Consider the following 15,087-nt stretch of genomic DNA (forward strand, 5'->3'; position numbering starts at 1 on the left):
GATAGCTGATATGGATGACTTCAAGACACTCATCGCCTACTCCCGCAAGAACGCCCTGCGACGGATGATCCGTTGCCTGTTTGCCGAAAACATTCTGGACCGCTCGGGGCTGCGTTTCTCCGAGGCCGGCAACGAGGCCACGTACGCGCTGAAAGATGGCCGCTCCCATGTGTTCTTTTCCAACATCGCCAAGGGCCCGGCCGACACCGTGGTCAATGACGGCGATGTGGTGCTGGTGACCGATGAAGGCGTACGCCAGGTGATTCACACCCATCACGACTTGCTGGATGTGCTGCGCGACAGCTTCGATTTCGAACCCACCGATGAAGGCATCGCCGGGCTCAAGTCGGACATGGAAAACAGCCTGATGAACGACGCCCACGCGCGTCAGCATCGCCAGCAATGGAACGCACGACTGGCCGCCGCCGCCCGGGAACAAGGCCTCGACAGCCTGACCGATTACCTGCGCCAGCACGCCAGCACCAAGGACGCCGCGATCCTCCTCGACCAGTGGGGTTCGCTGGAAGGTCACCCGTACTATCCGACGTGGAAAGCCCGCCCGGGCCTGAGCGATGAAGAAGTCGAGCAACTGTCGCCGGAGTTCAACGCCCAGGTGCCGCTGCGCATTGCCGCGCTGCGGGCCGACATGGCGAAAAGCGAAAGCATGCCCCACGTCACCGACTACCGCAGTTGGTTCGCCAGCAACTTCCCGACTCAATGGGAGCAATGGAAAGCGTCGCTGAACGACAAGGGTCTGGACGAATCCCAGTGGTTGCCACTGCCGATTCACTCATGGCATTTGCAGGCTTACGTGCTGAAAAACTTCGCGGCAGAAATCGCAGAAGGCATCCTGATCACCGACGGCCCGGACATCCAGACCCTGCCGACCATGTCCTACCGCACGATGATGCCGGTGCTCAAGGAGAGCGCGCCGCTGATCAAGTTGCCGATTGCCGTGTGGATGACCAGCGAACTGCGCAGCCTGCAAGCCAAGTCGATCCACATGGGGCCGCGTATCAGCACGGTCATCACGAAAATCCTCGAAGTCGAAAACGGCTTCGAGCAGCGACTGGAAATCTTCCCGGAAGAAATCGGTGTGCGCTACAAGAACGCGATCACGCAGGACGATCACCCCGGCCGGCATCTGTCGGTGGTGTTCCGTGCCAGCCAGCAAGCGTTCGAACGCTCCGACGAGTGTCTGCCGATCACCGTGGCGTCGCTGTTCACACGGCTGCCCGGCAACGGCCGCCCCTTGTTCACCGAGTTGATCGAGCGCGATGGCGTTCGGGCCAATACCGCTCAGATTGAAGAGTGGTTCCGCCAATACGCCAAAGTCGTCACTCATCCGGTGGTGGCGATCTACCTGATGTACGGCATCGGTCTCGAGGCGCACCAGCAGAACACGATGGTGCTGTTTTCCCCGGATGGCAAAGCACGTAGTCTGCTGATCCGTGATTTCGGCGACGGCAGGACCTACGCTCCATTGCTGGAAGGACGCGGCTACACCCTGCAACCGCACGTGCAACCGGGCATTCTGCCAACGGTGTTCGAAGGCGATATCGAGCCGGTGCGCATGTTCGTGCTGGACGCGGCGTTCCTCACGCACCTGCATGAAATGGCCCTGTGGCTGACCAAGGAGTACGCGCTGGACAACAACCGGATGTGGGACATTCTGCGTGAAGAGACCGAACTGGCCTTCGCCGCCGTGCGCGAGCGTGTTGCGCCGGACCTGTGGGAAGTCGAACGCAAGGCCTTCCTCAATGATCCGTGGCCGACCCGTTCGTTGTTGCGCATGCACATGATGCAGTACTCCAACTACCGGATTCAGCACACGCTGACCAACCCGCTCAATGTCGTTCAATAACCGAGGCTGACCCATGACCCATGCAGGTGCCATCGCGGGTTCGCGCGTAAGAGTCCTGATTTATCTTCTGTTCGCGATCCAGCTCATTTCGATGGGTGCGATGGAAATGAGCGGGCCGTTCTGGCCCGTCCACCTGCGTGGGCTGACCTCGTCGGACTCGCTCTTCAGCTTCGCCAGCATCGCCGTGTACGTCGGGCCGATGCTGGGCATTATTCTGACCAGTGCATTCTGGGGCCGTATCGGCGACCGCTACGGCCACAAGTTGATGATGATCCGCGCCCTCGCCGGCCTGTCATTGACCCAGCTTGGGCTGGCCCTGTGCAGTGACATCTGGGTGATCCTGATCCTGCGCTTCCTGCAAGGCGCCTTCGCCGGCTACATCGCCCCGGCCCAGGCCTATGGCGTGAGCATCGAAGCGCCTTCGCGGCGGGCGCGGCTGTTCGCGATCCTGCAGATTTCCACCAACGTCGGCTCGTTGCTCGGCGCGGTGGTGGGCGGGCTGATCCTCGATTACGCGACGTTCTTCTGGATCAACTTGATCGCGGCGGTGTTATGCGCCATCTGCACCGTGGTCGCGGCCGTCACGCTGCCGGACGTGCCGCCGGTGAAGAAGGCCCCGGTTGCGGATACAGCGACGCCAAGCAGTCACAGTGGCAGCGTCTGGCAAGGCACGCCGCTGCTGTCGCTGCTGGGTGTCATGGGTATCTTGCTGCTGGCGCGGATGCTGCCGCAGACCTCGTTCTCGCTGTATGTCAGCTCGGTGTTCGAGGTCAGCAATTCGGTGGTCGGGCTGTGTTATGGCTTGCTGGCGCTGGGTTTCATTCTGTCGGCAACGGCGTGGTCGCGTTATTTCGAGCACCGCAGTCAGCAGGACACCTTGCAACGCATCACCTATGTCGTGATCGGCTGCATTGCGCTCACGGCACTGGCCGGCATCACGCGTAATCCGATCATGTTCGTCGGCGCCTACTTCATCTGGGGCGTATTGCTCGGCGCCACGACGCCGGTGCTGATGGCCCTGATCTCCAAGACCGCCGACAGCTCGCGCCAGGGCTACGTGCTGGGCATTGCCCAAAGCACCGCGCAATTTGCGTCCATCGCCGGCATCTCGGCCGGCGGGCTGCTCAGCCAGGTTTATGGTTTGCAGTACACCTACCTGTTTGTCTGCCTCGCCTACATCCTCGCGCTGATTCCCATCGTTGCGTTGCGCTATCGGCCCATGGTGATGCAACCGAGCCAGATCCCGCCGGGCGACTGATCAAGGAGTTTGCTTTGAACATTGAACAACTGCGCGCCGACACATCGGGTGTCGAGCAACTGATTCACTTCAACAATGCCGGTGCGGCGCTGATGCCTGACCCGGTAATCGAGGTGATGACCCGTCATCTGCAACTTGAAGCCCGGATCGGTGGATACGAAGCCGCCGGACAGCAATCCGTTGAAATGGAAAATGTCTATGAAGACATCGGCCGACTGATCAACGCCCGTCCCGAAGAAATCGCGGTGATCGAGAATGCGACCCGCGCCTGGGACATGGCTTTCTATTCATTGCCGCTGCAGCCGGGCGATGTGGTGCTGACATCGACCACCGAATACGCCGGAAACTACATTCCCTACCTGCAACTCAAGCAACAGCGCGGGATCGAGATCAGGGTCATTCCCAATGACGAGCAGGGCCAGGTGTCATTGTCGGCGCTGCGGGACATGCTTGGCGATGATCGGGTTGCCCTGGTTTCGCTGCCGGTGATCGCCACCAATGGAGGCCCGGTGCAGCCCATCGAACAGATCGGCGCCCTCGCCCGCGCGGCCGGAGTTCTGTTCCTGCTGGATGCCTGTCAGGGCGTCGGGCAGATGCCGATCGATGTGCAGAAAATCGGCTGCCATATGCTCGCTGCCACCAGCCGCAAATACCTTCGCGGCCCTCGGGGCATGGGCTTTCTGTACGTCGAAAAGTCTTTGTGCGAAAGCCTCGAACCGGCGTTTCTCGACCTGCACGCGGCTTCATTGCTGACCCCGGACACCTTCAAAATTCGCGGCGATGCCCGACGCTTCGAAAACTGGGAATGCAACGTTGCCGCGAAACTGGGCATGGGCGCGGCGGCCCGTTACGCCCTGGCGCAAGGCATCGAGCCCATGTGGCAACGCATTCAACGATTGTCGGCGCACCTGCGCAATCGCCTGGCCGACGTGCCGGGAATTACGCCGCAGGACATGGGCGCCATCAAGTCGGGCATCGTCACCTTCACCTGCCAGAACGCCAGCGCGGCGCAAGTCCAGGCATGGCTGGCGCAGCAGGAAAAACGCATCAACGTCACCACCTCGACCTTCCGCTCGACGATGCTCGATATGCAGCAACGGGACCTGCTGGAAGTCAGCCGCGCATCGCTGCACGCCTACAACACCGAGGCCGAAATCGATGCCATGGTGGACGCGTTGATGAGAATGCCCCGCGCCTGAAAACGGATGCTGATTCGCGCTTGCGTCGCGGGCTCTTTGTACACTAGCATTGGGAATACTTCTCAATTGCAAAACACTGCAGCCATGAGCGAAACCCTTCCCGCGAACAACGACAACCATCTGCGCGTGATCGAAGCGCTGTACAGCGGCCATCATGGCTGGCTGTACAACACGCTGAAGAAAAAACTGGGTAACGCCATGGATGCGGCGGATCTGGCGCAGGACACCTTCACCCGGATCCTCGCCTCCCAGGTCACGGCCATCGAGCAACCCCGGGCTTACCTGAGCTGCGTGGCCAAGGGCATTTTGATCAACTGGTATCAGCGCAAGGCACTGGAACGCGCCTACCTCGATGCCCTCGCGCATTTGCCGGCGCCGGAAGTCACCTCGCCCGAGTTGCGTTTCGTGGTGCTGGAAACCCTGCACGAAATCGACGCGATGCTCGACACCCTCCCGCCACTGGTCAAACGCGCATTCCTGCTGTCGCAGATCGGCGGTTTGAAATACGCCGACATCGCCGAGCAGCTGGACGTCTCGCTGATCACCGTCAAGCGCTACATGAAACAGGCTTTCGTGCAGTGCCTGATGCTGGTGGAATGAATGCTCACGCGTCGCAATGAACCGCCGCTCGACCCGAAAATTCTCGAAGAAGCCGCCGAGTGGCTGATGCGCCTGAGCGAAAACGACCTCAGCGAGACCGAGCGCGCGGAATGGGAATACTGGAAAGTCAGCAGCCCCGAGCGCAATCGGGCGTGGGCTCGCGCCCAATTGCTGCAAAGCAAGTTCGGCGGTTTACCTCCGGCGCTGGCAATGTCGGCGCTGGATCGCCCGAGCAACCCGGAACGCCGCGCAGCCCTCGGCAAACTGGCCTTGCTGCTGGCAGCGGTGCCCGCCGGTTGGGGCAGCTGGAAACTGGCGCAATCGCAGCAATGGTCCGCCGATTACCACACCGCCGTCGGCCAGCGCCGCGAACTGACCCTGGCCGATGGCTCGCACATCACCCTGAACACCGACACGGCCATCGACGTTCTGTTCGACACCCGACAGCGCCTCATCAATTTGCGCGAAGGCGAAATCCTCGTGCAGACTGCGCCGGACAACGCCGCGCAGCCTCGACCCTTTCTGGTCAGCACCCGTCAGGGCCGGATGCAGGCGCTGGGCACCCGCTTCACCGTTCGTGAATGGCAGCCGCGTACCCAACTCGCGGTACTCGAAGGCGCCGTGCAGGTCGAACTGGCCGACAACCCTCAGCGCACCCCGATCATCGTCGACGCCGGGCAACGCACCGACTTTTCATCACAGGCCTTTGGCTCAGTGAATCCGACCGACCGCAACGTCGGCGCCTGGACCCAAGGCATGCTGATGGCCGACAAGATGCGCCTGGCGGATTTCGTCGTCGAACTAGCGCGCTATCGCCGGGGTTTCGTGCGCTGCGACCCGGCCATTGCCGACTTGCGCATTTCCGGGGCCTTTCCCATCAGCGATACCCAGCGCTCGCTGAACATGCTGGCGCAGACCTATCCCGTGCACGTTTCAGGGCACTTGAGCGGTTACTGGGTGACGCTCTCACCCGCCTGAGCAAAAAAATCACCGAACGGGTGATACTTTTTTTGTTCTCGGCTGGCAATGAAAGGAACAACCATTCCACCTCGTCCATAGGGTCATCCCTTCATGCTCGTTGCACGACCCTTGTCTTCGGATCGTCTGCTACTAAAGCCCGTTATATGCAGTGTGTTGCTCAGCGTCGTGCTGGGCCTGGCCGGCGGTGCGTTTGCGCTGGCTGCCGAGCCGGCGCAACTGGACGCGGTCACCGTTCGAGCCTACAACATCGCTCCGGGGCCGCTTGGCGTGACCCTGTCGAGTTTTGCCGTGGACGCCGGGATTGCCCTGTCGTTTCAACCATCGATCACTGAAGGCCTCGTCAGTCCGGGATTGTCCGGCAGGTACTCGATTCAGGAAGCGGTGTCCCGGCTGCTGGAAGGCAGCGGCCTGGAAATGGTCGCCCGCAGCGACGGCACATGGACGTTGGTGGTACGCCGGGTGACCTTGCCGGACACCACGGTCGAAGGCACCGGAAAGCGCACCGACAGCCTCCCGACGGTGCTGCCGGGCGGTCAGGCCGCTCGGGGCGGACGCCTCGGCATGCTGGGCAACCGTGACGCGATGGACGCCCCGTTCAGCGTCAGCAGCTACACCTCGACGCTGATCAGGGACCAGCAGGCGGTCACCGTCGGCGATTTGCTGGAGCGCGACTCTTCGGTGCGCTCCACGGGACAGGCCGGCGGCATTGTCGATTCGTTTTTCATCCGTGGTTTTCCGGTCGGCGAAGGCAACCTCGGTGAACTGGCGTTCGACGGCGTGTACGGCGTGGCCTCCAACTACCGGGTGTTCACCGAATACGCCGAGCGGATCGAACTGGTCAAAGGCCCCGCCGCCCTGCTCTACGGCATGTCGCCCAACAGTGGCGTCGGCGGCGTGATCAACGTGGTGCCCAAGCGTTCGCTGGACGAAGACCTGACCCGCTTCACCGCCAATTACGCCTTGAACACACAAGTGGGCAGCCACCTCGACATCAGCCGCCGCTTCGGCGAAGAACGGCGGTTCGGGGTGAGGATCAACGGCAGCATCCAGCAAGGTGAAACCGCCATCGAAAAACAGTCCCGGGAAGTCGGCATCGGCGCCATTTCCCTCGACTATCAGGGCGAGCGCCTGCGCACTACCCTGGATCTGATCAACCAGAAAGAATCATTCGACGCCGCTTCCCGACCATTTCTGATCGCCCCCGGCGTGGACATTCCGTCGGCGGCCAACGGACGCACCAGCGTCAGCCAGGAATGGGGCTGGTCGGATACCCGGGACAAATCGGCGTTGCTCGGTGGCGAATACGATCTCAACGATAACCTGACGCTGTTCGCCCACGCCGGTGGCGGACGGTCGGATGTCGCGCGCATGTCCGACCAGACCCCGACCATCGTCAACGCAGCGGGCGACACCTCGTCTATCCCCGGCTATTACAAATTCGAAGTCCAGCGCTACACCGTCGATGCCGGTGCGCGGCTGCGGTTCGACACCGGGCCGGTCAGCCACAGCACCGCTCTGCAAGTCACCCGCTATCGCGATGAGCTGGCGCGGGGCATCATTTCCGGCCCGGCGATCCTGTCCAACATCTACCACCCGATCGACCGCCCGAAACCTGCAATCGCCAAACCCGATACACCCAAAGTCTCGCAAAGCGAACTGTCGGGCGTGGCCCTTGCCGACACCCTGTCGGTGCTCGACGAACGCGTGCAAGTCACGGTCGGGTTGCGCCAGCAGAACATCAAATCGGACAACTACAACGCGGCCGGCTTCGTCACCACGTCCTACGACAAGAGCAAATCCACGCCGCTGTACGGGTTCGTGATCAAGCCCTGGGAGCATGTCTCGTTCTACTACAACTACGTCGAAGGCCTGAGCAAGGGTGACATCGCGCCTTCCGCCGCTTCGAACGCCGGCGAGATCTTTTCTCCCTACGTTTCCCGGCAGCAGGAGCTTGGGGTCAAGCTCGACTACGGCAGTTTCATGTCCACCCTGGCCCTGTTCCAGTTACAGAAACCCAGCGGTGAACTGGCCTCGGGCGTGTTTTCGGTCCAGGGCGAGCAACGCAACCGCGGCGTGGAGCTGAACATGGCAGGCGAAGTCACCCCGGGCACTCGCCTGCTCGGTGGCGTGACGCTGCTCGACGGAGAGCTGACCCGAACCAGCGTTGCCGCCAACCGCGGCAACAAGCCCGTGGGGGTGCCAGAGGTGCAGGCCAACCTCTGGGCCGAGTGGGACGTCCCGCAAGTCGAAGGCCTGACATTGACCAGCGGCGCCATCTACACCGGCAGCCAGTACGTCGATCAGGCCAACACGCAGAAACTGGATGACTGGACCCGCTTCGACGTCGGCGCCCGCTACGCCACGCGCATCGCCGAACGGCCGACCACGTTCCGGGCCACCGTGCAGAACGTGTTCGACCGCGAATACTGGTCGGGCGTCGCCTCCTATGGCGCGTTCTCTCAAGGTGCGCCTCGGACCCTGTTGCTCTCGGCCACTGTCGATTTCTGAAACGTCCGGCCCGGTGCGGCGCCTGGCGTCGTGGTCCGATCCGGCTTTTGCAAAGGCATACACCATGGTTAATGTTTTTCGCCGCCGCCAGACCTTCGCCGCCCTGCTGTTCGCCGGGCTGCTGGGTTTGTCGATTTCCTCCCTGATGCCAGGCAGCGCACAGGCTGCAGAACCGGATCCGGCACTGGGCACCGTGACTGATTTGCAGGGCCGCACGGTCAAGGTTCACCTGCCGGTCCGTCGAGTGATCCTGGGTGAAGGTCGCCAGTTGTATCTGGTGGCCGCGCTGGACACGCAGAACCCCATCGAACGCATCGTCGGCTGGCGCAAGGATTTGATCCAGTCCGACCCGGACACCTACAACGCCTACCTGCGCAAATTCCCCGACATCGCAAAAATCCCGACCTTCGGCGGCTTCGAGAGCGGCACCTTCGACATCGAGCAGGCGATCTCGCAGAAGCCAGACGTGATCATCCTCAACATCGAAGCCCAGCACGCGACGGAGGATGCGCGCTACATCGAGAAACTCGACGCCCTGGGCATTCCGGTGGTGTACGTCGACTTTCGCAACAACCCGATGCAGAACACCGAACCGACCATGCGCCTGTTCGGCAAGTTGTTCGGCAAGGAAGAACGCGCCGAGGCCTTCATCGACTTTCGTAACCAGCAGATCCACCGCGTCACCGACGTGATCGAGAAACACCACCCGGCCCGCCCCAGCGTGTTCATCGAACGCATCGGCGGCTACACCGATGATTGTTGCCTGAGCTTCGGCAACGAGAACTTCGGCCTGTTCGTCGACATGGCCGGCGGCAACAACATCGCCCGACGGATCATTCCGAGTACGTTCGGGCAACTGAACCCCGAGCAAGTGATCGTCGCCAACCCCGACCACGTCGTGGTCACCAGCGCCGACTGGGAAGCCTTTGCACCGGGCGGCCATTGGGTCGGTGTCGGACCGGGCGCGGACCTGGCCGAAGCCCGACGCAAACTGGCCTGGTACACCCAGCGCCCGGCCTACGCCGGGATCAAAGCGCAGAACACTCAGGCGTTTCATGCGATCTGGCATCAGTTCTACAACAGTCCTTACCAGTTCGTGGCCATTCAGCAATTGGCCAAATGGTTCCACCCGGAGCTGTTCGCCGATCTTGATCCGGATGCCGCATTTCGCGAGCTGCACGAGCGCTTCCTGCCGGTGCCTTATGAACCTGGCTATTTCGTCAGCCTGCAAAAAAACGAGACCAAACCATGAGTTCGCTGGGCGAAGCACCGATCGTGCAAAGCGTCACCTACCGGCGGCTGGTGCTGCGTAAACGGCTGATTCTGCTCGGGCTGGCCGTGCTGCTGATCTTCAGCGTATTGCTCGACCTGGCCCTCGGCCCGGCAAAATACAGCCTTGGTGAAGTGCTCGAAGCGCTGTTCTCGCCGGATACAGCTTCGGCGCAGGTTCGGGTGGTGATGTGGGACATCCGTCTGCCGGTGGCTCTGATGGCGGTCGCTGTCGGCGCGGCGCTTTCGCTGGCCGGGGCGCAGATGCAGACCATCCTCAACAACCCGCTCGCCAGCCCTTTCACCCTCGGCATTTCTGCGGCGGCCGGTTTCGGCGCAGCACTGGGGCTGGCCTTCGGCGTGGCGCTGTTTCCGCTGGCGGCGCAATACATGGTGCCGCTCAACGCGTTCATCATGGCGATGCTCTCGGCGCTGCTGATCCACTTCATGAGCATGCGCCGTGGCGTGACCGCTGAAACCATCGTGCTGCTCGGCATCGCACTGGTGTTTACCTTCAATGCGCTGCTGGCGCTGGTGCAGTTCTTCGCCACCGAACAGGCCGTGGCGGCCGTGGTGTTCTGGACCATGGGCAGCCTGACCAAAGCCACCTGGCCCAAGCTCGGGGTGATCTGCGTGGTGATCCTCATCACCCTGCCGATTTTCGCCAAGCGCGCGTGGGCGATGACGGCCCTGCGTCTGGGGGATGACAAGGCCGCGAGCTTCGGCATCAACGTGCGCAGCCTGCGTTTTCAGACATTGATCATGGTCAGCCTGCTCGCCTCGTTTCCGGTGGCGTTCGTCGGCACCATCGGTTTTATCGGACTGGTCGGGCCGCACATCGCGCGGATGCTGATCGGCGAGGATCAGCGGTTTTTCCTGCCGGCCTCGTTGTTGACCGGTGCACTGATCCTGTCCGCCAGTTCGGTGGTCAGCAAGACCCTGATCCCGGGGGCGATATTCCCCATCGGCGTGGTCACGTCACTGATCGGCGTGCCGTTCTTCATTTCTCTGATTCTCAACGGGAAGAAAAACTCATGGTGAAGCTGCGGCTCGAAAACCTCGGGGCCGGTTACGGCCAGCGCGAGATCATTTCCGGTGTCAGCACCGCGACGTTTACCGGCGGCCAGGTCGTGGCGGTGGTCGGGCCCAATGCGGCGGGCAAATCGACGTTGTTCAAACGCATGGCCGGGCTGATCGACGGCCCGGGCGAAGTGATTCTGGAAGGTTCGAAAAAAGGTACGCAAGGCATCAGCTACATGCCCCAGGGCCTGAACGCCAGCGCCCGGCTCACGGTGTACGAATCAGTGCTGCTGGCGCGCAAGCAACTGACGCCCAACTGGTCGGTTCACGACGATGAGTTGCAACTGGTGGACGAGATTCTCGAGGCGCTCGGGGTCACCGAACTGTCGTTTCGCAACCTCGGCGAACTGAGCGGCGGCCAACAACAGTTGGTGTCAATCGCCCAGACCCTGGTGCGCGAACCGGAAATCCTGCTGATGGACGAACCCACCAGCGCACTCGACATGCACCGGCAGGTGCAGGTGCTGAACTTCATGAAAGCCCTGGCGCGCCGCCGCGAAGTGATCGTGTTCATCGCCATCCACGACCTGAACCAGGCGCTGCGTTTTGCCGATCAAGTGCTGGTCATCGCGGGCGGCACCGCCCATGGCAGCGGGCCCAGCCACGAAGTCATCACCGAGCCGATGCTGCGTACGGTCTACAAGGTCGAGGCGCGGATCGAGCAGTGCAGTCGCGGGCAGCGCCATATTCTGATCGACGATATTGTCTGAGGGTGGGTCCTCAGAGCAGACTCCACGACACCCCGACATACATCGCCATGCCTTCGCCCGGCGTGGAGCGTGCAGCGTCCAGTCCTTTATCGTCATAGCCCGGCGTAACTGTAGCGGCGTAGTGCTTGTCGGTCAGGTTGCGCATGTCCAGCCAGGTCTGCCAGTCGCCCTTGGGTGCGTTGTATCCAAGGGTCGCGCCGAAGGTGGCGTAAGGGTCGGCGTAGTAGCTGTTGGCGTAATCCACCGCGACTTTCGACACCAGTTGCATGTTGACTGCGGCGAAGAAACCCTGCGGGAAATCGTAGCGCAGTTCGCCCTGGTAGTAATGCATCGGCAGGCCCGGCAGACGGTTGTCGCCGAAGCGATCGTCATTGCGGTAGTGGAAGTCGCTGAAGGTGTAGGCCTGACGCAGGCTCAACTTGCCGCCGTCGTTCGCCGACCACAGGTTACTGTTCAGGCTGGCTTCAATGCCTTGGTGCACGGTCGGGCTGGCGTTGAGTTCGTACGGGGTAGTCGCGTTGGCATCCGGCAACACCGAAAGCAGTTCGTGGCGCACCTGGGCGTAGTACCAGGCCAGGCTCCATTCGCCGAGTGCACTGTTGCCACGACCACCGAGTTCCAGCGTGGTCGCGGTCTGGTTCTGCAGTTTGACCGGATCGCGCTGGGTGCCGGTGGCGGCGCCGCTGCCCGCCGGGAACCGTACGTTGGAGCTGTAGATCAGCGACCACGGATGCGGCGCTTCGACCGAGCGACTGAGGTTGCCGAACAGTTGCAGGTCCGGCGTCACCTGATAACGCAGGCCCAGACGTGGCGCGTAGTCCCAGTCGCCGAGGCTGGTCTTGCCGCCTCCGTCGGGGTAAGTCACGGCACTTTCGCGGCGGGTGTAGATCGCGGCGAGGCCCGTGGTCAGCCACAGGTCATTGGCGATTTCCAGGTCATTGCCAAAGTGCAGGACGGTGTCCGAGCCTTGATAAGTGAAGTTGCGCATGTGCGTGCCCGGCGCATAACCGGCGGTGTTGCCGGTGGGGATCCGAACCAGCTCGCTGGCGCCGTCGTTGGGCAGGTGTTTGGTCACCCGCAGGCCAACCGTGCTGCGGCTTTCGAGCCCCCAAAGCGTATCGCGGCGCTTGTAGTCGAACGTGCCGCTGACATCGGTGTACGCGACCTTCAAACGGTTCGGACCTTCACGCAGATCCATCGGGTAATCGTGATAAACCAGACCGGTCTGGATGCTCGAATCATCGTCGATGTAGTACGTGGTCTTGTTGCCGATGAAGGTGCTGCCGGGCTGATCGCGGCTGTCGTTGCGGGTCACGTAGGCCGGGTTGGCCGCACGTGGATCGTGCTCGATGGAATACTTGGTCACTCGCCCGGCAAGATCATTGTCGGTCTCGCGGTGACGGATGTAGAAACGGGTTTCCAGATTCGGATTGAAGCGATAACCGAAGTTGGCGATCACACCCTGGCTCTTGCTGGCGGTGTGATCCTGATAACCGTCGGAGTGCGCGTCGGTCATCGACAGGTAGTAATCGAAATCGCCCAGCACCTGGCCCGAGCTGGCTTGCCGTTGCGCATAGCCGTGGCTGCCCATGACGTAGCGCACATTCAACCGCGGCGCGTTGTAGCCCGTGTGGCTGACGTAATCGACCGCCCCGCCGAGGGCCGGCGCGCCGCGGTCGAAACCGTTGGCACCGCGCAGCACTTCCACATGGTCAAGCCACAGTGGCTCCAGCAATTCATAAGGCGTACCGCCGGGGCCGGTCAGCGGCAGCCCGTCGAGCATCGTGTACAGCCCCGACGCGTGAGCACCGGGAGCCCGATTGATGCCCGAGCCGCGAATCGATATTTTCACCCCTTCGTTACCCGCCGACTGCGCATATACGCCCGGCTGATACGCCAGCACATCCTGATTGCTCGCCACCCGCCCCTGCAACGGAGCCCGCATATCGACCACATTGGTAGCGCCGGGGACTTGCGCAAGCCGGGACCTGGCCTCTTCCACCGAAAGATCTTCGCCAGTCTGTTCTTCAGCCCCGATCAACACCTGCCCCAACTCCATGCCCTGAGACTCGGCTTCGACCGGACAGGCAAGGGCCAGCCCCAGCAATGCAGCGGGCAGTGTTTTGAGAGAGGGCATCGAGAGAACTCCAGACAGACAGTTACGGGCAGTGAGAACTGCGACGTATGAATGAACGAAGTAAACACATGGCGATTTTGTTTTTTGTCAGGTAAACAGGCGGCTGAAAGGCTGGATTGTGATTTGAACGAAGGAGATGCAGGGATGGCCGAAGCAGTATTGAAGACGAAACTGGCCAATTTTCTGGCCCCCAGCGGACTCTGGGTTGGCGGGAAGGTGACGGTGACCCACTCCACGATTTTCATGAACGCCAATGCCATGAACCGTATGGTTCAGGACGGGGTTCTGGATATTGAAATCCCCATGGCATCGATTCGAAAGGTCAGCCTGGAATGGGGGTTCTTGACCAAGATTGTGAGTCTGGAAACCGAGTACGGCCACTTTTACTTCCGTTGTTTCGGGGCGAAAGAGATGGTGTCAATGATTACCAAAATGTACGTGTCGCGGGCCTTGCAACGCACCTAGAGAACGAGTCTTGTCCTGCTCCCCTAGCACCTGCGGTTCTCACTGATCGGCATCAAAGGCTCGGGGCCAATCGCCTTGGCTGCGGCCAACACCACGCTGCGCAGCCACTTCGACGCTTGCGAACGATGTTTGCGCGCATGCCACAACTGGTAGTAGCGCAAGGGCTGCGCCGGCACCGGAAACGGCTCGATCCGCAGCGGCAACAACTCGGTGTAATGCTTGGCAAACGAACGTGTGGTGGTGAACACCAGATTCGATTTGACCAGCACGTAAGGCGCAATGCAGAAATACGGCAAGGTCGTTTTCACGCGCCGGGCCAGGCCGCTTTTCGCCAGCTCGGCGCCAATCGTGCCCTGCCCGGACGCGTTGTGTGTCATCACCGCCAGGTGGTCTGCTTCCGCATAGGCCTCCGGGGTCAACCCGCCTTGCGGAATCGGATGCTCCTTACGCATCAGACAAACCAAGTCATCGTCGCACAAGGGCTGCAGATGAAGATGCTCGGCCGGCGTTCGCCAGTTGCCGATCACCAGATCCAGAAAACCGTCCTCCAGTCCACGGGAGTAGCCGCCCTCGGCTTGCAGGTGCTTGAGCTCCAGCGTGGCGAACGGGGCTTGCGCATAAAAACGCTCGATGATGGCGGGCACGAAAAACACGCTCAGGTAATCCGGCGTGCTGATGCGAAAGGTCTGTCGGGTGGTGGCGGGATCGAACAGATCGACCGGATGCAGGATCTGCTCGATACCGTTCAGAGCCTGCGAAACGGGCTCGATCAAGGTAAGGCCGTGCGCGGTCAGCACCATCCGGCTGCCGCTTCGCACCAGCAATTGATCGCCGGTCAGCTCGCGCAGCCTGCGCAGCGCGACGCTGATTGCCGGTTGGGTCTGCCCGAGCAGCTCGGCCGTGCGCGACACGCTGCACTCTGTCAGCAGCGTGTAGAGCGTGCGGATCAGTTGAACGTCGCAATTGGGCAAAGCGTTGGACACAGCAACCTCTTTTCCGGTGGACAGTTTTATATA

General features: G+C 61.7%; 12 protein-coding genes. 10 read left to right on the forward strand and 2 right to left on the reverse strand.

Annotation, left to right across the window (positions count from 1 at the left end):
- Positions 1-10: 10 nt before the first annotated feature.
- From ACKLNA_RS07380 to ACKLNA_RS07420, 9 genes are all read left to right on the forward strand, one after another.
- The gene (locus ACKLNA_RS07380) at positions 11-1,864 is read left to right on the forward strand and encodes an IucA/IucC family protein (RefSeq protein ID WP_408985428.1); all 1,854 of its coding nucleotides are present in this window, start codon (positions 11-13) and stop codon (positions 1,862-1,864) included.
- Between the two features lie 13 nt (positions 1,865-1,877).
- Positions 1,878-3,122, forward strand: a complete 1,245-nt coding sequence (locus ACKLNA_RS07385; RefSeq protein WP_408985429.1) for an MFS transporter — start codon at positions 1,878-1,880, stop codon at positions 3,120-3,122.
- A 14-nt stretch (positions 3,123-3,136) separates the two neighbouring features.
- On the forward strand, positions 3,137-4,321 hold the full coding sequence (locus ACKLNA_RS07390; protein WP_408985430.1) for an aminotransferase class V-fold PLP-dependent enzyme: 1,185 nt from the start codon (positions 3,137-3,139) through the stop codon (positions 4,319-4,321).
- A gap of 84 nt (positions 4,322-4,405) precedes the next feature.
- Entirely contained in the window at positions 4,406-4,921 is a 516-nt protein-coding gene (locus ACKLNA_RS07395; protein ID WP_408985431.1) for a sigma-70 family RNA polymerase sigma factor, read from the forward strand.
- A complete protein-coding gene (locus tag ACKLNA_RS07400; protein WP_408985432.1) occupies positions 4,922-5,899 on the forward strand; it encodes a FecR domain-containing protein in 978 nt (325 codons plus the stop codon).
- Between the two features lie 93 nt (positions 5,900-5,992).
- Positions 5,993-8,410, forward strand: a complete 2,418-nt coding sequence (locus ACKLNA_RS07405; RefSeq protein ID WP_408985433.1) for a TonB-dependent siderophore receptor — start codon at positions 5,993-5,995, stop codon at positions 8,408-8,410.
- 64 nt (positions 8,411-8,474) lie between these two features.
- Positions 8,475-9,662 carry an ABC transporter substrate-binding protein gene (locus ACKLNA_RS07410; RefSeq protein WP_408985434.1) on the forward strand — a complete coding sequence of 396 codons (1,188 nt, stop codon included), beginning with the start codon at positions 8,475-8,477 and terminating at the stop codon, positions 9,660-9,662.
- Positions 9,659-10,720 (forward strand): iron ABC transporter permease, encoded by a 1,062-nt coding sequence (locus ACKLNA_RS07415; protein ID WP_192553379.1) that lies wholly within the window; start codon positions 9,659-9,661, stop codon positions 10,718-10,720. Before ACKLNA_RS07410 ends, ACKLNA_RS07415 begins: the two co-directional genes overlap by 4 nt.
- Entirely contained in the window at positions 10,714-11,469 is a 756-nt protein-coding gene (locus ACKLNA_RS07420) for an ABC transporter ATP-binding protein (protein ID WP_408985435.1), read from the forward strand. The genes ACKLNA_RS07415 and ACKLNA_RS07420 overlap by 7 nt, the downstream gene beginning before the upstream one ends.
- A gap of 10 nt (positions 11,470-11,479) precedes the next feature.
- Here the strand turns inward: ACKLNA_RS07420 and ACKLNA_RS07425 are convergent, their stop codons facing one another.
- Positions 11,480-13,606 carry a TonB-dependent receptor family protein gene (locus ACKLNA_RS07425; RefSeq protein WP_408985436.1) on the reverse strand — a complete coding sequence of 709 codons (2,127 nt, stop codon included), beginning with the start codon at positions 13,604-13,606 and terminating at the stop codon, positions 11,480-11,482.
- A gap of 51 nt (positions 13,607-13,657) precedes the next feature.
- Between ACKLNA_RS07425 and ACKLNA_RS07430 the strand changes: the two genes are divergently transcribed.
- Positions 13,658-14,071 carry a hypothetical protein gene (locus ACKLNA_RS07430; RefSeq protein ID WP_408985437.1) on the forward strand — a complete coding sequence of 138 codons (414 nt, stop codon included), beginning with the start codon at positions 13,658-13,660 and terminating at the stop codon, positions 14,069-14,071.
- Positions 14,072-14,094: 23 nt separating this feature from the next.
- Here the strand turns inward: ACKLNA_RS07430 and ACKLNA_RS07435 are convergent, their stop codons facing one another.
- Entirely contained in the window at positions 14,095-15,054 is a 960-nt protein-coding gene (locus tag ACKLNA_RS07435; RefSeq protein ID WP_408985438.1) for a LysR family transcriptional regulator, read from the reverse strand.
- Between the last annotated feature and the right edge of the window lie 33 nt (positions 15,055-15,087).

The sequence above is a fragment of the Pseudomonas sp. UV AK001 genome (assembly GCF_046097675.1).
Lineage (GTDB): Bacteria > Pseudomonadota > Gammaproteobacteria > Pseudomonadales > Pseudomonadaceae > Aquipseudomonas > Aquipseudomonas kribbensis.

Excerpts from the sequence above, each read along its gene's own strand:
- ACKLNA_RS07380 (WP_408985428.1), top strand. The coding sequence starts at position 11 with ATGGATGACTTCAAGACACTCATCGCCTACTCCCGCAAGAACGCCCTG.
- ACKLNA_RS07385 (WP_408985429.1), top strand. The coding sequence starts at position 1,878 with ATGACCCATGCAGGTGCCATCGCGGGTTCGCGCGTAAGAGTCCTGATT.
- ACKLNA_RS07395 (WP_408985431.1), top strand. The coding sequence starts at position 4,406 with ATGAGCGAAACCCTTCCCGCGAACAACGACAACCATCTGCGCGTGATC.
- ACKLNA_RS07400 (WP_408985432.1), top strand. The coding sequence starts at position 4,922 with ATGCTCACGCGTCGCAATGAACCGCCGCTCGACCCGAAAATTCTCGAA.
- ACKLNA_RS07405 (WP_408985433.1), top strand. The coding sequence starts at position 5,993 with ATGCTCGTTGCACGACCCTTGTCTTCGGATCGTCTGCTACTAAAGCCC.
- ACKLNA_RS07410 (WP_408985434.1), top strand. The coding sequence starts at position 8,475 with ATGGTTAATGTTTTTCGCCGCCGCCAGACCTTCGCCGCCCTGCTGTTC.
- ACKLNA_RS07415 (WP_192553379.1), top strand. The coding sequence starts at position 9,659 with ATGAGTTCGCTGGGCGAAGCACCGATCGTGCAAAGCGTCACCTACCGG.
- ACKLNA_RS07420 (WP_408985435.1), top strand. The coding sequence starts at position 10,714 with ATGGTGAAGCTGCGGCTCGAAAACCTCGGGGCCGGTTACGGCCAGCGC.
- ACKLNA_RS07425 (WP_408985436.1), bottom strand. The coding sequence starts at position 13,606 with ATGCCCTCTCTCAAAACACTGCCCGCTGCATTGCTGGGGCTGGCCCTT.
- ACKLNA_RS07430 (WP_408985437.1), top strand. The coding sequence starts at position 13,658 with ATGAACGAAGTAAACACATGGCGATTTTGTTTTTTGTCAGGTAAACAG.